The 21076-nt window shown below is 33.8% G+C and carries 15 protein-coding genes and 1 riboswitch; of the genes, 14 read left to right on the top strand and 1 reads right to left on the bottom strand.

Annotated elements, in window-relative coordinates; all coding sequences use genetic code 11:
• Window positions 1-194 precede the first annotated feature (194 nt).
• Entirely contained in the window at window positions 195-1670 is a 1476-nt protein-coding gene (locus ACFQ0S_RS08100) for a M28 family peptidase (RefSeq protein ID WP_379758965.1), read from the top strand.
• Between the two features lie 130 nt (window positions 1671-1800).
• On the opposite strand, the gene metK is transcribed toward ACFQ0S_RS08100, so the two are convergent.
• Window positions 1801-3051, bottom strand: a complete 1251-nt coding sequence (metK, locus tag ACFQ0S_RS08095) for a methionine adenosyltransferase (protein ID WP_379758962.1) — start codon at window positions 3049-3051, stop codon at window positions 1801-1803.
• Between the two features lie 363 nt (window positions 3052-3414).
• Window positions 3415-3519: riboswitch (SAM riboswitch) on the top strand.
• 78 nt (window positions 3520-3597) lie between these two features.
• On the opposite strand from metK, the gene thrA reads away from it, so the two are divergent.
• The 13 genes from thrA to metH all read left to right on the top strand — a co-directional run bounded on the left by thrA (window position 3598) and on the right by metH (window position 21044).
• Entirely contained in the window at window positions 3598-6990 is a 3393-nt protein-coding gene (thrA, locus tag ACFQ0S_RS08090) for a bifunctional aspartate kinase/homoserine dehydrogenase I (protein WP_379759093.1), read from the top strand.
• Between the two features lie 55 nt (window positions 6991-7045).
• Window positions 7046-7480, top strand: coding sequence for an OsmC family protein (locus ACFQ0S_RS08085; protein WP_379758959.1), 435 nt, complete (start codon window positions 7046-7048; stop codon window positions 7478-7480).
• Between the two features lie 43 nt (window positions 7481-7523).
• A complete protein-coding gene (locus ACFQ0S_RS08080; RefSeq protein ID WP_379758956.1) occupies window positions 7524-8696 on the top strand; it encodes a trans-sulfuration enzyme family protein in 1173 nt (390 codons plus the stop codon).
• Window positions 8697-8866: 170 nt separating this feature from the next.
• Complete coding sequence (locus tag ACFQ0S_RS08075) at window positions 8867-9277, top strand: RrF2 family transcriptional regulator (protein ID WP_379758954.1); 411 nt, start codon at window positions 8867-8869, stop codon at window positions 9275-9277.
• Between the two features lie 105 nt (window positions 9278-9382).
• Complete coding sequence (locus tag ACFQ0S_RS08070) at window positions 9383-10285, top strand: sulfite exporter TauE/SafE family protein (protein WP_379758951.1); 903 nt, start codon at window positions 9383-9385, stop codon at window positions 10283-10285.
• A complete protein-coding gene (locus ACFQ0S_RS08065; protein ID WP_379758948.1) occupies window positions 10285-10986 on the top strand; it encodes a phosphoadenylyl-sulfate reductase in 702 nt (233 codons plus the stop codon). The genes ACFQ0S_RS08070 and ACFQ0S_RS08065 overlap by 1 nt, the downstream gene beginning before the upstream one ends.
• 111 nt (window positions 10987-11097) lie before the next feature.
• On the top strand, window positions 11098-11997 hold the full coding sequence (cysD, locus tag ACFQ0S_RS08060; RefSeq protein WP_379758945.1) for a sulfate adenylyltransferase subunit CysD: 900 nt from the start codon (window positions 11098-11100) through the stop codon (window positions 11995-11997).
• Window positions 11998-12107: 110 nt separating this feature from the next.
• Entirely contained in the window at window positions 12108-13352 is a 1245-nt protein-coding gene (locus tag ACFQ0S_RS08055) for a sulfate adenylyltransferase subunit 1 (protein WP_379758942.1), read from the top strand.
• Between the two features lie 60 nt (window positions 13353-13412).
• The gene (locus ACFQ0S_RS08050; RefSeq protein WP_379758939.1) at window positions 13413-15503 is read left to right on the top strand and encodes a nitrite reductase; all 2091 of its coding nucleotides are present in this window, start codon (window positions 13413-13415) and stop codon (window positions 15501-15503) included.
• A complete protein-coding gene (locus tag ACFQ0S_RS08045) occupies window positions 15503-16087 on the top strand; it encodes a precorrin-2 dehydrogenase/sirohydrochlorin ferrochelatase family protein (RefSeq protein ID WP_379758936.1) in 585 nt (194 codons plus the stop codon). The genes ACFQ0S_RS08050 and ACFQ0S_RS08045 overlap by 1 nt, the downstream gene beginning before the upstream one ends.
• 18 nt (window positions 16088-16105) lie before the next feature.
• On the top strand, window positions 16106-17158 hold the full coding sequence (locus tag ACFQ0S_RS08040; protein ID WP_379758933.1) for an NAD(P)/FAD-dependent oxidoreductase: 1053 nt from the start codon (window positions 16106-16108) through the stop codon (window positions 17156-17158).
• A gap of 120 nt (window positions 17159-17278) precedes the next feature.
• Window positions 17279-18280: a homocysteine S-methyltransferase family protein gene (locus ACFQ0S_RS08035; protein WP_379758930.1), complete on the top strand. Its 1002-nt coding sequence runs from the start codon at window positions 17279-17281 to the stop codon at window positions 18278-18280.
• Window positions 18281-18362: 82 nt separating this feature from the next.
• The gene (gene metH, locus ACFQ0S_RS08030; protein ID WP_379758927.1) at window positions 18363-21044 is read left to right on the top strand and encodes a methionine synthase; all 2682 of its coding nucleotides are present in this window, start codon (window positions 18363-18365) and stop codon (window positions 21042-21044) included.
• The last annotated feature ends 32 nt before the right edge of the window (window positions 21045-21076 follow it).

The raw sequence follows: 21076 nt of genomic DNA, 5'->3' as shown, positions 1-21076 counted from the left end.
ATTTTAGGCTAAATTTTTTCCTAACTTTAAGATATTAATTTCATTAAAAAACTATTCTATCTAAACATCACTTCGAAAGTATTTATAAAATCTATTATTTGGAATAAATAGAAAAATTATGTTTACTGTAATTTAGGTTAAAAGACAAACTATTAGAAGTTAATTTTCTACATTTGAGAATAAATAGTTAAGTGATGAAAAGTAAATTAGGTGTCTCATTTTTGATTTCAATTTTTATAGTAAATAGCGTTTTTTCACAAGTAATAAAAAAACCTTTAATTGCTGCAATTTCCACTAAAGATTTGCGAACTGATATGTTTGAAATGTCTGGGAATCATTTTAATGGACGAGAGGCAGGAACTTTAGATGAGCTTAAAGTTTCTATGTGGTTGGCTAATAAAGCTAAGGAGGCTGGAATGAAACCTGCAGGAGACGATGGGACATTTTTTCAATATTTCAATTTACATCGGCATCAAGTGTCACCTTCAACTTTCGTAACTGTTGGTTCTAAAAGTTATGAATTATGGAAAGAGGTATTGATTTCAGAGACCAATCCGTCTAAGGTCAATGCTCCAATTCTTTTTGTAGAAAATACTGCTTTATCAAATTTAGAGAGTATAGATTTAAAAGGAAAAGTTGTGGCAATACAAGCATCTCAAGATGGTATTTTAAATGATATTTCTTTATTTGAAAGACGGTATCCAGGCTATGTACGCAACAAGTTTTATGAAACTGTAGTAAAAAAAGGAGCATCCGCTTTAATTATTATTGCAGATGAACAAGGTGAGAAAAGTTGGGATGCTGTAACGCCTCAGATGTCTCGTGGTATATATGGTATCACTGGTGTTAGAGATGCGGTAGTTGCCGCTATGCCCGTTTTTTGGTTGCATAATTCAGAATTAGATTTTATCAAAAACACTAAAGATTTTTTAAAATCCGAAGTTCATGTAGCATCCTATCAATATCCTTCGGTAAATGTTATTGGCAAAATAGAAGGAACAGATCCTGTTTTAAAAAAGGAGTTCGTTTTAATTAGTGGACATCAAGATCATGATGGCGTGCGACAAAAATACGATCAGGATTCTATTTATAACGGTGCAGACGATAATGCTAGTACTTGTGTTGCCATGTTAGCCATGGCAAGAGCCTATAAAAAACAGCCAGGAAAAAGATCAATTTTGTTTGTGTTTCATGGTGCAGAAGAGCGTGGCTTACTAGGATCTCGTTGGCATGCTTCACACCCTGTAGTTCCTGAAAAAGAAATAGTTGCAGTATTAAACGGAGACATGATAGGTAGAAATAATGTGAATCAAGCGGCATTATTAGGTTCTACATCGCCTCATGAAACGTCTTCAGATTTAGTACGTATTGCAAAACAAGCGAATGATGATGGTCCAAAATTCGAATTGGATAAACTTTGGGATAGGCCTGAACATCCTGAAGTTTTCTTTTTTAGATCTGATCACTTGCCCTATGCAAGAAAAGGAATCCCAAGTGTTTTCTTTACGAGTGTTTTGCACAGCCAATATCATACTCCTATGGATGAGGCAGAAAACATAGACTATGCCAAATTGCATAAAATGACCGAATGGATGTACAGAACTAGTTGGTATTTAGCCAATGATAAAAATCGTCCAAAACCTTTGCCGAATATCAATTTTGAAAGATAGAATCTTATAAAGGTAAATTAAATATATATTTTTTGAAAATTTTAATTTAAAGTTTCTTTTTAGAAGAATTAAATTTGACTAGTTCTAAAATAATCATTTTCTATTATTTAGAACTAGTCATTTCAATTAATTATATTCCAAAAGCAGTTTTTACTTGCTCTACAAAATCTAGTTTTTCCCAAGTAAATAATTCAACCGTTACAGTTTTTTCATTTCCGCCGGGAGCAGAGAATGTTTTTGTTATTGTTTCTGGAGTACGTCCCATATGGCCGTAAGCTGCAGTTTCACTGTAAATTGGGTTTCTCAATTTCAAACGTTGCTCAATAAAGTAGGGACGCATATCAAAAATAGCCTCAACTTTTTTCGCAATTTCTCCATTAGTTAAATTTACTTTTGATGTTCCGTAAGTATCAATAAAAATCCCCATAGGTTTTGCAACTCCAATTGCATAGGATACTTGTACTAAAATTTCTGAAGCGACTCCAGCTGCAACTAAGTTTTTGGCAATATGACGAGTAGCATAAGCAGCACTTCGATCTACTTTACTTGGATCTTTTCCAGAAAATGCGCCACCACCATGAGCCCCTTTTCCGCCATATGTATCTACAATAATTTTTCTTCCTGTTAAACCGGTATCGCCATGAGGGCCTCCAATTACAAATTTCCCAGTAGGATTGATATGGTATTGAATTTTTTCATTAAATAAATGGGCATGTTTAGGATTTTTTGCTATGATTCGAGGAATCAAAATTTCAACAATATCTTTTTTGATTTTAGCAAGCATAATTGCTTCATCATCAAAATCGTCATGTTGAGTAGAAATCACAATAGCATCAATACGAGTTGGTTGGTTATCATCACTATACTCCAAAGTTACTTGAGATTTAGCGTCAGGACGTAAATAGGTTATTTCTTTATTTTCACGACGTAAAATTGCCAATTCTTGCAATAATTTATGTGATAAATCTAAAGCCAACGGCATGTAATTTTCTGTCTCATTGGTAGCATAACCAAACATCATTCCTTGGTCGCCAGCTCCTTGCTCTTCTGGGGTTTTTCGATCTACTCCTTGGTTAATATCTGCAGATTGTTCGTGAATAGCTGAAAGTATTCCACAAGAATTGGCTTCAAACATGTACTCACTTTTAGTATATCCAATTTTACGAATAACCTCACGTGCAATTTGTTGAACATCTAAGTAAGTGTTTGATTTTACCTCACCCGCCAAAATCACTTGACCCGTAGTAACTAATGTTTCACACGCAACTTTTGAGTCAGCATCAAATGCTAAAAAGTTATCAATTAAAGCATCCGAAATTTGATCTGCAACTTTGTCTGGGTGTCCTTCACTTACAGATTCTGACGTAAATAAATAAGCCATAATAATTATAGTTTTTAAAAATTAAACGAGAAAAACAATTGCTTAAAAAGACTAAAGTAGAATTTCTGCTTTAGCATTTTTACTACTGAAATTTTTCAGTACCCATAATGAATTTAAGTCATTATGAAGAGGTTGCAATCAGTTCAAATTTTTCCTCTTGTATTCGGTTGCAAATGTATGAAACCATTTTGAATTGCAAATTATACCTGACTATTTTTTTGATTTTAATTATAAACCTTATTTTATCTTCAAATTCAATGTTGTTCTTAATAATTCTTATCAGTAAAATCTATTAGACTAAAAATTTGTATGATTAAAAAAATAGTAGTAAATTTGCACTGTTAAGTTCATTACCGTATTGAAATGTTATAAAGAAAGGCAGAGGGATTAGACCCGATGAAGCCTTAGCAACCCTTCGGTTAACGAAGAAGGTGCTGCATTCTACCATTTTTTATGGACAGATAACAACAAGAAGTCTTCTAATTCAATTCGAACTTTCTTTTTAATATTTCCAAATACAAATCATCAAACAATAAAGATTTGAAATTGGATTATAAACCTAAAAATATAGTTTTACAAAATTTTGTCACAGAAAGTGGTGTGTTTTGTCCTATAATAAATCTAAGCTATCAAGTATTTGGACCTGAATTGAATTCGGTACCAATAATAGTTGTAAATCATGCATTAACTGGAAATTCCCAAGTAGTAGGTGAAAACGGTTGGTGGAATGATTTGATAGGAATTGACAAAACCATAGATATTAGCAAATATACTATTGTATCATTTGATGTTCCAGGAAATGGTTTTGATGGTCATATAATTGATAATTATTTAGATTTTAATACTCGAGATATTGCCAGAATGTTTCTTGAAGGACTTCAGTTTTTACAAGTAAAGCGATTGTTTGCACTTATTGGAGGTTCCGTTGGAGGAGGGATTGCTTGGGAAATGGTAGCACTAGCACCCAAAATAACTGAGAATTTAATTCCTATAGCAACCGATTGGAAATCGACAGATTGGTTAATTGCTAATTGCTATTTGCAAGAACAAATCCTCAATAATTCGCGTAAGCCTATTGAAGATGCTAGGATTCACGCCATGTTGTGTTATAGAACTCCTGAATCATTTAAGGAAAAATTTCAGCGAAATACCAGCGATCAGCTTGAAACGTTTAAAGTAGAAAGTTGGTTAAATCATCATGGTGAAAAGTTGCAAAAAAGATTTCAACTCTCAGCCTATAAAATGATGAATCAATTGCTTAAAACCATTGATATTACTCGAAACAGAATTTCTTTCGAATCGATAATCACTGAAGTAGATGCTAATATTTACATCATCGGAATCAATTCAGATCTCTTTTTTACAGCTAATGAAAATCGTGAAACCTATCAAGAAATTAAAAAGTTTAAAGAAAATGTTTTTTATAGCGAAATAGACTCACAACACGGTCATGACGCCTTTTTAATGGAATATGATCAATTAGACAATTTATTAGAAGTTGTTTTTAAAAATAAAAAAGACAAACAAATGAAAATATTGAAATTCGGAGGCAAGTCATTAGCCAACGGTGAAGGAATAAACAAAGTTTTAGATATTATTATTGACAAGAAAAATAAAGGTGAAAATATTGCTGTAGTTGTTTCTGCAAGAGGAAATGCAACAGATGAATTAGAAGATATTTTAACAATAGCTGCTAAAAACGGAAACTACAAGCCTTTATTACAAAGTTTTAAAGAATATCAAAAAGAGGAATACAAGGATGTAGATTTGTCTGAAGAATTCGAAAAATTAGATAAGCTTTTTGAAGGAGTAAGTTTGATAGGCGATTATAGCGATAAAATAAAAGATCAGGTGTTATCGCAAGGCGAATTATTGGCTGCCAAATTAATTACCGCAGTTTTAATAAAAAAAGGGATTAATGCTAACTTTACCGATACTAGAGAGCTTATAATAACCGATTCAAAGTTTGGCGATGCGCAGCCTTTAGATCAAGTTTCAAAGAAAAATATTGTTCAGTATTTTAAAGAGAATAAAGATTCGGTTAATATAATTACAGGTTTTATTGGGTCGAATAATAAAAGCGAAACCACTACTTTAGGAAAAAATGGAAGCAATTATACTGCTTCGTTAATAGCCAATTACCTAAATGCATCGGAGCTTCAAAATTATACACATGTTGATGGCATTTATACTGCCAATCCAGATTTAGTTTTAGATGCAAAAAAAATAGATCATTTATCTTTTAATGAAGCCAACGAATTAGCCAATTTTGGAGCTACGATTTTGCATGCTAAAACAATTATTCCATTATTAGAGAAAAATATTCCTTTACGAATTTTAAACACTTTTAACAATGATAATGATGGAACTTTAATCACATCAAATTCAAATAAAGAAGGAATTAAATCGCTTTCAGTTTTAGATAATGTCTCGCTTGTAAATCTTGAAGGGCGAGGATTATTAGGAAAAACAGGAGTTGATGCTCGTATTTTTAAAGTTATGGGCGACCATAATATAAGTGTAAGTATTATTTCGCAAGGCTCATCAGAGCGAGGAATTGGTCTGGTTGTATCTGCTGATAAGGCTACTAAAGCCATGATTGAGTTAGAAAAAGAATTCGAAAATGATTTTTATTCTAAAGATGTCAATAAAATAACCGTTACCGATAATGTAGCAGTAATTTCGATTATTGGTCAGGATTTAAGTACGTTTCATAAACCATATACTGCGCTTATCAAAAATAAAATAATTCCAATACTTTTCAACAATACGGTTACTGGAAAGAACGTGAGTTTAGTAGTAAAAAAATCGGAACTTAACAAAGCGTTGAATGTAATTCACGGTGAGATTTTTGGTGTTTCTAAAAAAATAAATATTGCCATTTTCGGTCACGGATTAGTAGGAGGCACCTTAGTCAATCAACTTTTAGAGTCGGCTGCTGCCATTGAAAATAGAAAAGGAATTAAGTTAAATGTTTTTGCCATTGCAAATTCTAAAAGCCTTTTGTTAAATAAAAATGGGGTTTCTACCAATTGGAGAAATGAAATTCAAACCAATGGAAGTTCTTATACAATTAACGACGTTATAGCTTTTGTAAATGAACATAATTTGGAGAATTTAATTGCAATTGATAATACTGCAAGTGCTATTTTTGTGGAGAATTACATCAAGTTGGTAGAGAATAGTTTCGATTTAGTTTCCTCAAATAAAGTTGCAAACACCTTGAGTTATGCTTTTTACAAACAATTGCGAAAAGTATTAGAAGACAATCAAAAAACATATCTATACGAGACTAATGTTGGTGCCGGATTGCCATTAATCGATACTATAAAATTATTGCATCTTTCAGGTGAAAACATAACTAAAATAAAAGGAGTTTTCTCAGGGACTCTGAGTTATTTATTCAATAATTTTTCTGCTAAAGACGTTCCGTTTAGCGAAATTCTGAAAGAAGCAATCGACAATGGCTACACCGAACCCGACCCCAGAGAAGACCTTTGTGGCAATGATGTAGGTAGAAAATTATTGATTCTGGCAAGAGAATTAGATTTGCAAAATGAGTTTGAAGAAATAAATATTCAAAATTTAATTCCAGAGCATTTGCGTCAAGGAAATGTAACAGATTTTCTATATAAATTGACCGAGTTTGATGCAATTTATAGCAAAATAAAAGCAGAACAAAAACCAAATCACGTATTGAGATATATAGGCGAATTATCAGGTAATTTGCAAAACGAGAAAGGAAATCTTGAAGTAAAACTAGTTTCAGTGCCATCAGATACTGCTTTGGGCGGATTAAAAGGTTCTGATTCGTTCTTCGAAATTTATACAGAATCTTATGGTGACAGGCCAATAGTAATTCAGGGAGCAGGAGCAGGATCGGCAGTTACAGCTCGTGGTGTTTTTGGCGATATTTTAAGATTATCCGATAAAGGGTAGGGATTTCAGATTGTAGAATTGAGATTTTTGATTTCAGATTTAAATTAAATATAAAATGAAAATTACATTAAACAGAGTAAATGAAAACTTTCACTTCGAACTAAAAAACGATCGAGGACACATAGTAAATGTAGATGCTAGACCCGATTTTGGTGGAAATGATATGGGGCCAAGTCCAATGGAATTAGTATTAATGGGAGTTGCAGGTTGCAGCGGAATCGATATGATTTCAATTTTAAAAAAACAACGTCAAGAAATCGCTTCTTTTAAAGCTGAGGTAGAAGGAGAACGGGTTCAAGTTGGAGAGGCAAAACCATTCAAAGATATTTACGTAGTTTTTTATTTGGAAGGTAACATAAAAGGGGATAAAGCGGCAAAAGCAGCACAATTGTCTTTCGAAAAATATTGCTCGGTTTCTAAAACTTTAGAACCAACAGCAACTATACATTATAAAGTAGTTTTGAATGGTTTGGAATTAGCCAAAATTTAAATCCAACAACTATAAACTAAAAACAACAAACAATAAACAAAAAATGAACGATTCAGAATACGGTTTTGAAACCCAAGCCATACGAACACAATTAGAAAGAACAAAATTTCAAGAACACTCAGTGCCTTTATATTTAACATCAAGTTTTGTATTTGAAGATGCTGAGGATATGCGAGCTTCTTTTACCGAAGAGAAAGAGCGCAACATTTACAGCCGTTTTAGCAATCCAAATACTACTGAATTTGTAGATAAAATTTGTAAAATGGAAGGAGCAGAAGCCGGTTATGCTTTTGCAACAGGAATGGCTGCGGTATATTCTACTTTTGCGGCTTTGCTAAACGCTGGTGATCATATTGTTTCTGCGGGAAGTGTTTTTGGTTCGACTCATGCTTTATTTGTAAATTATTTTCCAAAATGGAATATTCAAACCACTTATTTCGATATCAATAAACCCGAAACTATTGAGAGTTGTATTCAACCCAATACTAAAATTTTGTATGCAGAATCGCCTACAAATCCAGCCATTGATATTATCGATTTAGAATTACTGGGAGCAATTGCTAAAAAACACAATCTGATTTTAATTATCGATAACTGTTTTGCAACACCCTACATTCAGCAACCAATAAAATTTGGCGCACATTTAGTAATTCATTCTGCTACAAAATTAATTGACGGTCAAGGTCGTGTTTTGGGAGGAGTTACAGTAGGTAGAGAAGATTTAATTCGTGAAATATATTTGTTTTCAAGAAACACTGGGCCAGCTTTGTCACCATTTAATGCATGGGTTTTATCTAAAAGTTTAGAAACTTTAGCGGTTCGTTTAGACAGGCATTGTGAGAATGCTTTTAAAGTTGCCGAGTTTTTAGAAGCACATCCTAATGTTAATACTGTAAAATATCCGTTTTTGAAATCGCATCCACAATATGAAATTGCCAAAAAGCAAATGAGTTTGGGAGGAAATATTGTTGCTTTTGAGATTAAAGGCGGAATTGAAGCTGGAAGAAAATTCTTGAATAACATAAAATTATGTTCGCTTTCAGCAAATTTAGGTGATACAAGAACAATTGTTACACATCCAGCCTCTACAACGCATAGTAAGTTATCTGTTGAAGAAAGGTTGGCAGTAAGTATTACCGATGGTTTAGTGAGAATTTCAGTAGGTTTAGAAACTGTAAAAGATGTTATTGACGATTTAAAGCAAGCTTTGGCTTAGGATTTTAGAAAGTTCATTATCTATTTTATATTTCTAAAACAAGAATATTTGTAATCTTAATTATTTTTCAATTCAAAAACCTAAGTTTGTAATTACTAATAAGATATATTGATTTTGGATTATTTTAAATCAGAAATCAGTAATCGTCAATCAGCAATCTAAAACCAATTATGCTTTCAAAGAAAACAAAATACGGAATAAAAGCATTGACTTTTTTGGCACGCCAAGAAAATCAAACTCCAGTTCAAATTGCTGAAATAGCAAAGGCAGAACACATTTCTTTAAAGTTTTTAGAAAGCATTTTGTTGCTTTTGCGCCATTCAGGATTTTTAGGAGCAAAAAAAGGAAAAGGTGGCGGTTATTACTTAATTAAAGATCCTAAAGAAATAAACATGGCTATTGTTTATCGCATTCTTGAAGGACCAATTGCTTTGTTGCCTTGCGCGAGTCATAATTTTTATGAAAAATGTGACGATTGTTCTGATGAAGCACTTTGTGCCGTTCGAAAGCTAATGATAGAAGTTCGTGATAATACTTTAAAGATACTCGAAAACAATTCTCTCGCAGATATCGCATTTTAACAAATAATTTATAAAATAAAGTTTTGTAGTTTATATAAAAATATTACTTTTGTGCTTTAATCTATCATTCCGATAGGGTAGTAGATTTTAATAAAAATTATAATTATGATTAAACGATTTGTCAATAATTCTGTTGGAACTATTCAAAATAGTGATTTTGCAAAACGACTTTGGGTTATTGTGCCTGTTTCTTTGATATTAGGATTAATTTCAATTTTAGTATATAAACATTACGATGATTTTTCGTGGGCAGGATTTGTTGCAGGATTTGATAAAGAATTTTTAGTTTTTTTCTGTATTGGTGTTTTTGCTCAATTAGTCGACGGAACTTTAGGAATGGGCTATGGAGCAACATCAACCTCATTTTTATTAGCTTATGGAGTTCCGCCAGTAATTAGTAGTACAGGAGTTCACGTTGCTGAGATGTTTACTACAGGTGCATCAGCAATTTCACATCATCGTTTTGGAAATATTAATAAAAAATTAGTTCGTCATTTATTAATACCAGGTGTTTTGGGTTCTATTACGGGAGCCTACTTGTTGTCAGATGTTATTGATGGCGATGTTATAAAGCCCTTTATTGCTGTGTATATGATGATTTTGGCTGTCATTATTATTAGGAAAGCGATTCAAAAAAATATTGTAAAAAAGAAAACCAAACGTTTGGGAATCTTAGCTTCTTTTGGAGGTTTTATGGATTCAGTTGGTGGCGGTGGTTGGGGGCCGATTGTTACCTCTACATTACTCGGTAGAGGCCGAAATCCTCGTTATACAATTGGGTCTGTAAATGCTGCTGAATTTGCGGTTTCTTTTGCCAGCGGAATTACTTTTATGCTTTTTGGAGGCATTCATGGGTGGCAAGTAATTATTGGTTTAATTTTAGGAGGAGTAATTGCTGCACCATTGGCAGCCTATCTTGTAAATAAAATTCAAAGAAAACCAATGATGATTATTGTTGGAATATTGATAATCATTTTGAGTTTAAGAACCTTATCTAAATTAGTATAATGAGTACAGCTATAGTAAATAATTTATTAGATAAAACAAAGGATTTCTCTATCGAGGAAACATTATCTTTTTTAGCTAATGAGTACAAAGATAAAGTGGTTTTTTCGACTTCTTTCGGGCAAGAAGATCAAGTGATTACCGCTTTAATTGCTAAAAACAATTTGCCAATTACTGTTTTTACATTAGATACAGGAAGATTGTTTCAAGAAACCTACGATGTTTTTCATAAAACAGAAAAAAAGTATAAAGTAGGTATTAAAACGTATTTTCCTGAAACCGCCGATGTAGAAAATTTATTAAATACAAAAGGGCCAAACAGCTTTTACGAATCGGTAGAGAACAGAAAAGAATGTTGTTTTATCCGCAAAGTAGTTCCATTAACAAAGGCCTTAAAAGGATATGAAATTTGGATTACAGGACTTCGTGCAGAGCAATCGGAGAATCGAAGTGATTTGTCGGCTTTTGAATACGATGCTCATTTCAATATCATTAAGTTTAATCCGTTGCTAAAATGGAGTCTTGAAGAAGTTCAAAAATATATTGATGACAACAATGTGCCTCAAAACACTTTACACAAAAAAGGATTTGTAAGTATAGGTTGTGCTCCGTGCACTAGAGCTATTGCCGAAGGAGAAGATATTAGAGCCGGACGATGGTCTTGGGAATCAAGTCATAAAGAATGTGGTTTACACCAAAAATAGAAGAAAGAAGTTAGAATAAAGAGAAAAGAAAAAATAATAATAGTTAAGAGATTTTTAGTGGAGGTCACAACAACCTGAAACTTTAAATTTTAAACTTTTAAAAAAATAAAAATGAGTTCAATATTAAAAACAAATGCTTTAGAAAGCGAAGCAATTTATATATTCAGAGAAGTAATTTCTCAATTCGACAAACCCGTTTTACTTTTTTCTGGGGGAAAAGATTCAATAACTTTGGTGCGTTTAGCACAAAAAGCATTTTTTCCTGCAAAAATTCCTTTTCCTCTGTTGCATGTTGATACAGGTCATAATTTCCCTGAAACAATCGAATTCAGAGATAAATTAGTAGCTGAATTAGGATTAGAATTGATTGTTCGTAATGTGCAAGATGCTATCGATGAAGGAAAAGTAGTGGAAGAAACAGGAAAGTATTCTAGTAGAAATACACTTCAAACGACTACTTTATTAGACGCTATTGAAGAATTTAAATTTGATGCTTGTATAGGAGGAGCTCGTCGTGATGAAGAGAAAGCAAGAGCCAAAGAACGTATCTTTTCTGTTCGTGACGATTTTGGTCAGTGGGATGAAAAAAACCAACGACCTGAATTGTTTGATTTACTCAACGGAAAGATTGAAAATGGTCAAAACGTGCGTGTATTTCCCATTTCAAACTGGACAGAATTAGATGTTTGGAGTTATATCGAACAAGAACAAATAGAAATTCCATCAATATACTTTTCGCACAAGCGCAAAGTTTTTTTAAGAGATGGGTTAATATGGTCACATTCTCCTTTTGTTTACCAAGAAGAAGATGAACAAATTGAAGAAAGAATAGTTCGTTTTAGAACTGTTGGAGATATGAGTTGTACAGCAGCAGTTGAATCCTATGCGGCAACAATTCAAGAGGTAGTGGGAGAGATTCGTTCTTCGACAATTTCTGAAAGAGGAGCAAGAATAGACGATAAACGTTCAGAAGCTGCCATGGAAAAAAGAAAACAGCAAGGGTATTTTTAGAATTTAATTTTTAGAAATTTAAGAAGTAAGTATAAAAAAATAAGAAGTTTATAAGTGAAGTTTTCAAAACGTGAAACCTTAAACTTTTAAACTTTAAACAAAAAATAAGAATGGAAGTTTTAAAAATAGCAACAGCAGGAAGTGTAGATGATGGGAAAAGTACTTTAATCGGAAGATTATTATACGATACGAAATCATTGACTACAGATAAAATTGAAGCAATAGAAAAGAGTAGCAAGCAAAAAGGATATGATTATCTTGATTTTTCTTTAGCCACCGATGGTTTAGTTGCTGAGAGAGAACAAGGAATTACTATAGATGTAGCACATATCTATTTTTCGACTGCCAAAAAAAGTTACATCATTGCAGATACTCCAGGTCACGTAGAGTATACACGTAACATGGTTACAGGAGCTTCGACTTCACAAGTATCTATCATTTTAATCGATGCGCGTAAAGGAGTAATTGAGCAAACGTACCGTCACTTTTTTATCAATAATTTATTAAGAGTAAAAGATGTGATTGTAGCCATTAATAAAATGGATTTAGTTGATTATTCAGAAGAAGTTTTCAATAAAATCAAAACAGATTTCCAAGCTTTAAACGCAAAAAGTGCTTTCAAAGAGCAAAACGTAAGTTACATTCCGCTAAGTGCTATTAATGGTGGAAATGTTGCTGATAAGTCTGAGAATATGCCATGGTACACTGGGCAAACTGTTTTAGAACATTTAGAAAATCTTGAACCAAATGATATTTACGAAAACGGAATTGCACGTTTTCCTGTTCAAACCGTTATTCGTCCAAAAACAGAAGAATATCATGATTTTAGAGGATATGCCGGAAAATTATACGGAAACTCCATTAAGGTTGGTGATGCTGTGACAGTTCTTCCTTCATTAACAGAATCTAAAGTAACGAACATTCACTTTTTTGATAAGCAATTTGATGAAGCTACAGCTGGTTCTTCAATCACCATTGAATTAGAAAATGATATCAATGTGACAAGAGGCGATATGATTGTAAAATCAACCGAACTTCCAAAAGTAGAAAAAGACATCACAACAACTGTTTGTTGGATGGATAGCAAAAAATTAGTAGCAGGAGCAAAGTATTTTGTTCAGCACAACACTAATAGGGTTTTGGCCAAAATTGATAGCGTAAAAAATGTTATTGCTACCGATTATTCAGGAAAAACTCCTGCCTCTCAATTGACAATTAACGAAATAGGAGAAGTATCCATTAAATTAAGTAAAGCCATTTATTTTGATGCTTATACTGATAACAAATCAAATGGTGCATTTATATTAATTGATGCTGCAACAAACACAACTGCAGGAGTAGGATTTATAAAATAGTTATTAGTTTGTTGTATAGCAAAGGATTCATCCACAAACTATAAACCAAAAACAATAGAAATGGAAAGTTTTCAAACAGAAATAGAAAATCCGATAGTACAAAAGGATATTATCGATTTAGAAAGAAAAATTGCTTTATTCCGTGATGGTAAAATCGATGATGAACGTTTTCGTAGTCTGCGTTTAGCTCGTGGTGTTTACGGTCAGCGTCAGGAAGGCGTGCAAATGATTCGTATTAAATTGCCTTTTGGTAAAGTAACAAGCGAACAATTAACTCGTATTTGTAAAGTTTCTGAGGAATATTCAACAGGACGTTTGCATATTACAACACGTCAGGATATTCAAATTCACTATGTAAGCTTAGATAGAACACCGCAACTTTGGGCAGAGTTAGAAAAAGATGATGTCACCTTGAGAGAAGCTTGTGGAAACACCGTACGAAATATAACCGCTAGCGAAACCGCTGGTATAGATCCCGATGAACCTTTTGATGTGTCGCCTTACGCACACGCATTATTTCAGTTTTTCTTGAGAAATCCAGTGTGTCAGGAAATGGGACGTAAATTTAAAATGTCATTTTCATCATCGGATAAAGATACAGCGTTGAGTTATTTACACGATTTAGGATTTATTCCAAAAATAGTAAATGGTGAAAGAGGATTTAAAGTTATGCTAGGAGGAGGATTAGGTTCACAACCTCACCATGCAGAATTGTTATCGGAGTTTGTTCCTGCGAATCAAATAATTCCAACAACCGAAGGAATTCTTAGAATATTTGATCGTTATGGCGAAAGAGCAAAACGTCTAAAAGCTCGTATGAAATTCTTAATCAAAGAAATTGGTAAAGACGAGTTTTTACGATTGGTTGAAGAAGAGAAAAAAGCATTATCATACCAAACGGTAGAGATTGATCCTACTGCTTTTGAAGGAGAAATCCCAGAACCATTACAAGCAGCACCAAAAGTAGTTATTGATGATGTACAGGCATTTGAAGCTTGGAAAAAATCAAACGTAATTGCCCAAAAACAAAAGGGTTATGTAGCCATAGGAATTAAAATTGCTTTAGGCGATTTTTATTTAGACAACGCTAGACAATTGGCTTATTTAATTAAAAATTATGCTACAAATGAATTGCGTTTTACATTAAGACAAAACATATTAATTCGTCACGTAAAAGAAGAAGACTTACCATTTTTCTATCAAGAATTGGCCAAGTTAGATTTTGTAACTTTAGGGTATAATAGTACTGCTGACATTACCGCTTGTCCAGGAACCGACACTTGTAATTTAGGTATTGCCAGTAGCACAGGAATTGCAGATGAATTAGAAAGAGTGCTTGCGGCAGAGTATCCAAAGTATGCAAACAATAGCGAAATCACTATTAAAATTAGTGGTTGTATGAACGCTTGCGGACAACATAATATGGCAGAAATTGGTTTTCAAGGAATGTCAATCAATTCAGGAAAACTAGTAGCGCCAGCTTTACAGGTACTTTTAGGTGGTGGAAATTTAGGAAACGGAGAAGGACGTTTTTCAGACAAAGTAATCAAAATTCCAAGTCGTCGCGGACCTGATGCTTTACGTCTCATTTTAAATGATTTTGAAGCAAATGCTAACGGACAATCGTTCTTGAATTATTATGATGCCAAAGGTGAAAAATATTTTTATGAATTCTTGAAACCTTTAGCTGATGTAACTAATTTAACCGAAGCCGATTTTATAGATTGGGGAAATGCAGACAACTACGTAAAAGCTGTTGGAGTAGGAGAATGCGCCGGAGTAGTAATTGATTTAGTAGCTACTTTAATTTATGAGGCTAAAGACAAATTAACATTTGCGCAAGAAGCTTTTCAAGAAGAGAAATGGTCAGATGCTATTTACTTGGCTTATGCAGGATTTGTAAATGGTGCTAAAGCTTTATTATTAGCTGAAAACCAAAAAACAAACCACCACGCTGGGATTATCGATTTGTTTGATACCGTATTTACAGCAACTAATAAAATAGAGTTGAATGCCACATTTGCAAGTATAGTATATCAAATAAAAGAAAACGAACCAATTAAAGAGTTTGCACAAAAGTATATTCAAGAAGGAATTGCCTTTTTTGATACAATTGAAGAATATAGAGCCAAAGATTTAGCTAAAATATAGTGGAAAGAAACGAGTTATATCCAATTTTTTTAAAGTTACACAACCTCAATGTACTTATTGTAGGTGGAGGTAATGTGGGTTTAGAAAAGTTATCGTTTATGCTAAAATCCAGTCCAAATGCAAATGTAGAGGTGGTGGCACCAAAGTTTTTACCAGAATTAGAAGCTTTAGCACAAAAACATCCTTCAGTAAAATTGACGTATAAAAAGTTTAATCGCTGGATGCTTCGCAAACGCAATATGGTTATAGCATGCACCGATGATTTAAAAGTAAACAAAAGAGTTTACGATTTATCTAGAAAGAGGTATCTGATTTGCAATATAGCAGATACTCCACCATTATGCGATTATTATTTGGGAGGAATTGTAACTAAAGGAAATGTAAAAATAGCCATTTCTACTAACGGAAAATCGCCAACAACCGCAAAAAGGTTAAGAGAATTTTTTGAAGAAATTATTCCAGAAGACATCAATAAAATGGTAGAAAACCTTAATGAATATCGTAAAACTTTAAAAGGAAATTTTGAAGAGAAAGTCCAAAAAATGAATGAAATTACAGAAGCATTAAAAAATAAAGAAGCATAAATAGTAAAGAATAGAAAGATGGTTAAAACAGACATACTTATAATAGGGGCAGGACCAACAGGTTTATTTGCCGTTTTTGAAGCAGGATTATTAAAATTAAAATGTCACATTTTAGATGCATTGCCACAACCAGGTGGACAATTATCAGAATTATATCCCAAAAAACCAATTTATGATATTCCGGGATTTCCAGATATATTGGCAGGAGATTTGGTTAATAATTTAATGGAACAAATTAAACAGTTTGAACCAGGATTTACACTAGGAGAACGTGCAGAAACGATCCAAAAACAAGAAGATGGAACTTTTATTGTAACCTCAAATAAAGGTAAAAAATTTCACGCTCCTGTTGTTGCTATCGCTGGTGGTTTAGGAAGTTTTGAACCAAGAAAACCATTAATTGAAGATATAGAGTTCTATGAAGACAAAGGGATTAAATATTTCATTAAAAATCCAGAAAAATTCAGAGACAAAAAAGTTGTAATTGCAGGCGGTGGAGATTCTGCCTTAGATTGGAGTATTTTCTTGTCTAATGTTGCAACTGAAGTAACTTTGATACATAGAAGAAATGAATTTAGAGGTGCTTTAGATTCTGTAGAAAAAGTACAAGAATTAAAAAATGCTGGAAAAATAAAAATGATTACTCCAGGAGAAGTTGTTGGGTTAAACGGAGCTGAACATTTAGAATCTGTTGATGTAGATATAGAAGGCGCGCATAGAAATATTCCGACAGATTATTTTATTCCACTTTTTGGACTTACACCAAAATTAGGGCCTATAGGTGACTGGGGTCTTGAAATTGAGAAAAATGCGATTAAAGTAAATAATGCTTTAGATTATCAAACCAATATTCCGGGAATTTTTGCCATTGGAGATGTAAATACGTATCCTGGAAAGTTGAAATTGATTCTTTGCGGATTTCATGAAGCTACTTTAATGTGTCAAGCGGCGTATCAAATTATCAATCCAGGTAAAAAATATGTTATGAAATATACAACTGTTTCTGGTGTTGACGGATTTGACGGAACCCGTAAAGAAGCTCCAAAAGCAGTGGTAAAGGCAATAACCTAAAAATTTAAGTTAGTATATACTATCAAAATAGCCTTATCATTTGCAAGTGGTAAGGCTATTGCGTTACTTTGCAATTCGAATTTAAAAATACATCTCTAAGTGAGATTTTCATAAATAACTATGTCAACAATTCAAGAAGCGATACAAAAAAGAATTCTCGTCCTCGATGGGGCAATGGGAACGATGTTGCAACGTTATAATTTTTCGGAAGAAGATTTTCGTGGAGTACAATTCAAAGATTTTCCACATTCTCTAAAGGGCAACAACGATTTATTATCATTAACACAACCACAAGCCATAAAGGACGTTCATGCCGCTTATTATGAAGCTGGTGCTGATATAGTTGAAACTAATACTTTTTCAGGTACAACAATCGGGATGGCCGATTATCATCTAGAAGACTACGTATACGAACTAAACTATCAATCTGCTAAAATTGCTCGAGAAGTCGCTGATGAGTTTACAGCTAAAAATCCTGATAAACCTCGATTTGTAGCGGGTTCTATTGGTCCAACAAACAGAACGGCCAGTATGTCTCCAGACGTTAACGATCCAGGATATAGAGCCGTAACTTTTGATGATTTACGCATAGCTTACAAACAACAAGTCGAAGCGCTACTTGATGGTGGTGTAGATTTACTTTTGGTAGAAACCATTTTTGACACTTTAAATGCCAAAGCAGCACTTTTTGCCATTGAAGAAGTTAAAGACGAACGCCATATCGATATTCCGATAATGGTTTCAGGAACGATTACGGATGCTTCGGGAAGAACGCTTTCTGGACAAACGGTAGAAGCATTCTTGATTTCAGTGTCGCATATTCCGTTGTTGAGCGTAGGATTTAATTGTGCCCTTGGTGCCGATTTGTTAAAACCCTATTTGCAAACTTTGTCGCACAACACTTCGTTCAATATTTCGGCGCATCCTAACGCAGGTTTGCCTAACGCTTTTGGAGAATACGACGAAACGCCGGAGCAAATGCAAGCCCAAATTCGTAGCTATCTCGAAGATAATTTAGTAAACATAATAGGCGGTTGTTGTGGAACAACCCCAAATCATATCAAACTGATTGCTGATATTGCGAAGGAATATAAACCGAGAGTTTCGACGGCGGTGATGTAAATATAAACAGACACGATTTAGTGTCTAAATTATAACTAATGATTCACAAAACAAGAGTGAATTAGCAGTAAAAAAATAAAAAATGGCACAAGCAGAAAGTAGAAGAAACCTAGTATTATCAGGATTAGAACCCTTAATTATTACGCCAGAAAGCGTATTTGTTAACGTTGGCGAACGTACTAATGTTACAGGTTCTAGAAAATTTCTTCGATTAGTTAAGGAAGAAAAGTACGAGGAAGCATTAAGCATTGCAAAAGAGCAGGTTGAAGGCGGTGCGCAAATCATCGATATTAATATGGATGAAGGAATGTTGGATGGTCAATATGCTATGACAAAATTTCTGAATTTAATTGCAGCCGAACCCGATATATCACGCGTTCCTATCATGATTGATAGCTCGAAATGGGATATCATCGAGGCAGGCTTGAAAGTCGTTCAAGGAAAATGTGTAGTGAACTCCATTTCGTTAAAAGAAGGAGAAGAGCAATTCATTCATCATGCCAAATTAATTAAAAGGTACGGTGCTGCAGTAATCGTTATGGCTTTTGACGAAGTAGGTCAAGCCGATAATTATGATCGAAGAGTGGAAATTTGCCAACGATCCTATGATATTTTGGTCAACAAAGTAAATTTTCCGCCGCAAGATATTATTTTCGATTTAAATATATTTCCTGTAGCAACTGGTATGGAGGAGCATCGTTTGAATGCTTTAGATTTTTTTAGAGGAACCAAATGGGTTCGAGAAAATTTGCCTCATGCACACATCAGTGGAGGAGTGAGTAACGTTTCGTTTTCGTTTAGAGGAAATGACACAGTTCGTGAAGCGATGCATTCGGTTTTCTTGTACCATGCCATTAAAAACGGAATGACAATGGGAATTGTAAACCCAGAGATGTTGTCTATTTATGATGAAATTCCAAAAGATTTATTAGAACACGTTGAAGATGTAATTCTAGATCGCCGCGATGATGCTACTGAGCGGTTATTAGACTTTGCAGAAAATGTAAAAGGCGATGTTAAAAGTAATGATAAAGCAGTTCAAGAATGGCGTTCAGGAACTGTTCAAGAGCGAATCACTCATTCCTTGGTAAAAGGAGTTGACGCCTTTATAGAAATTGATGTCGAAGAAGCTAGATTGGCTGCTTCAAAGCCAATTGAAGTAATCGAAATCAATCTAATGGCTGGTATGAATGTGGTAGGAGATTTGTTTGGTTCGGGAAAAATGTTTTTACCTCAAGTAGTAAAATCAGCTCGAGTGATGAAAAAAGCAGTTGCCTATTTGTTGCCTTTTATTGAAGCGTCTAAACAAGTTGGCGACAAGCAAGGCAATGGAAAAATATTAATGGCTACTGTAAAAGGTGATGTACACGATATTGGTAAAAACATAGTTTCGGTAGTTTTGGCTTGTAATAATTACGAAATCATCGACCTTGGTGTAATGGTTCCACCTGAAAAAATAATTGCTGCTGCTGTAGAGCACAATGTTGATATAATTGGTTTGAGCGGTTTGATTACACCGTCATTAGATGAAATGGTTTACCTCGCTAAAGAATTAGATAAACGAGGAATGAAAGTTCCAATAATGATTGGAGGAGCAACAACTTCACGTGCACATACAGCAGTAAAAATAGCACCGCAATATAGGGAAACGGTTATACACGTTAATGATGCTTCTAGAGCTGTTACTGTTGCAGGAAATTTATTAGACGACAATAGAGAAAAATATACTCAAGATATTCGTGCAGATTATGATTTGTTTAGAGAGTCGTTTCTGAACCGTTCTAGAGATAAGAATTTCTTGACTATAGAACAAGCACGAAAAAATAAATTGCAATTAGATTGGGCAAATTTTACTCCTGTTAAACCAAATAGAATTGGAGAGCAAGTTATAGCAGTAGACTTAGATGTTTTGGTTCCTTATATCGATTGGACACCATTTTTTAGAACATGGGAATTGTTCGGAAAATATCCAGCGATTCTAACCGATGAGCTTGTGGGTGAACAAGCAACTTCTGTTTTTGCGGATGCTCAGGAAATGATGAAAGTCATTTTGAAAGAAAAGAAATTGCAAGCTAAAGGAATTTATGGAATCTTCCCAGCCAATCAAATCAACGATGACGATATTGAATTGACAGATGAAAACGGAAAGCCATTGCAGACATTCTTGACCTTGCGTCAACAATCCCAAAAAACTAAAGGAGCTCCAAACATTGCATTAGCTGATTTCATTGCTCCAAAAGATAATGGAGTCGTCGATTATATGGGTGCATTTTGTGTGACCACTGGTTTTGGTGTTGACGAATGGGCTGCTGAATTCGAAAAGGATTTAGATGATTATAACTCCATAATGGTAAAAGCTTTAGCTGATCGATTTGCTGAAGCCTTTGCTGAATATTTACACGAAAAAATCCGTAAAGAAATTTGGGGTTATTCTAAAGAGGAAGCTTTAAGTGCCGAAGCAATGATTGATGAAGAATACAAAGGAATTCGACCAGCACCAGGATATCCAGCTTGTCCTGACCATCTTGAAAAACCAACAATTTGGAAATTGTTAAATGTGGAAAAAGAAATTGGTGTAACTTTGACCGAAAGTATGGCGATGTGGCCAGCATCATCTGTGTCTGGATACTATTTTGGAAACCCAGAAAGTAAGTATTTCGGACTTGGAAAAATAAAAGAAGACCAAGTAATTGATTATGCCAAACGAAGAAATATTTCAACTGATATGGCCATAAAATGGTTGAATCCTAACATAGCAGATTAAAAAAGTTTATTGTTTGCAGTTTGTTGTTTATG

This window comes from Flavobacterium myungsuense, from assembly GCF_042677265.1.
Lineage (GTDB): Bacteria > Bacteroidota > Bacteroidia > Flavobacteriales > Flavobacteriaceae > Flavobacterium > Flavobacterium myungsuense.
Note: the sequence above shows the minus strand (reverse complement) of the source record. Positions and strands in the feature narration are given on the sequence as shown.

Coding starts and splice junctions, on each gene's coding strand:
- ACFQ0S_RS08055 (WP_379758942.1), top strand. CDS start 12,108: ATGGAAGTTTTAAAAATAGCAACAGCAGGAAGTGTAGATGATGGGAAA.
- ACFQ0S_RS08050 (WP_379758939.1), top strand. CDS start 13,413: ATGGAAAGTTTTCAAACAGAAATAGAAAATCCGATAGTACAAAAGGAT.
- metK (WP_379758962.1), bottom strand. CDS start 3,051: ATGGCTTATTTATTTACGTCAGAATCTGTAAGTGAAGGACACCCAGAC.
- ACFQ0S_RS08065 (WP_379758948.1), top strand. CDS start 10,285: ATGAGTACAGCTATAGTAAATAATTTATTAGATAAAACAAAGGATTTC.
- cysD (WP_379758945.1), top strand. CDS start 11,098: ATGAGTTCAATATTAAAAACAAATGCTTTAGAAAGCGAAGCAATTTAT.
- metH (WP_379758927.1), top strand. CDS start 18,363: ATGGCACAAGCAGAAAGTAGAAGAAACCTAGTATTATCAGGATTAGAA.
- ACFQ0S_RS08075 (WP_379758954.1), top strand. CDS start 8,867: ATGCTTTCAAAGAAAACAAAATACGGAATAAAAGCATTGACTTTTTTG.
- ACFQ0S_RS08040 (WP_379758933.1), top strand. CDS start 16,106: ATGGTTAAAACAGACATACTTATAATAGGGGCAGGACCAACAGGTTTA.
- ACFQ0S_RS08080 (WP_379758956.1), top strand. CDS start 7,524: ATGAACGATTCAGAATACGGTTTTGAAACCCAAGCCATACGAACACAA.
- ACFQ0S_RS08035 (WP_379758930.1), top strand. CDS start 17,279: ATGTCAACAATTCAAGAAGCGATACAAAAAAGAATTCTCGTCCTCGAT.
- ACFQ0S_RS08100 (WP_379758965.1), top strand. CDS start 195: ATGAAAAGTAAATTAGGTGTCTCATTTTTGATTTCAATTTTTATAGTA.
- ACFQ0S_RS08085 (WP_379758959.1), top strand. CDS start 7,046: ATGAAAATTACATTAAACAGAGTAAATGAAAACTTTCACTTCGAACTA.
- ACFQ0S_RS08070 (WP_379758951.1), top strand. CDS start 9,383: ATGATTAAACGATTTGTCAATAATTCTGTTGGAACTATTCAAAATAGT.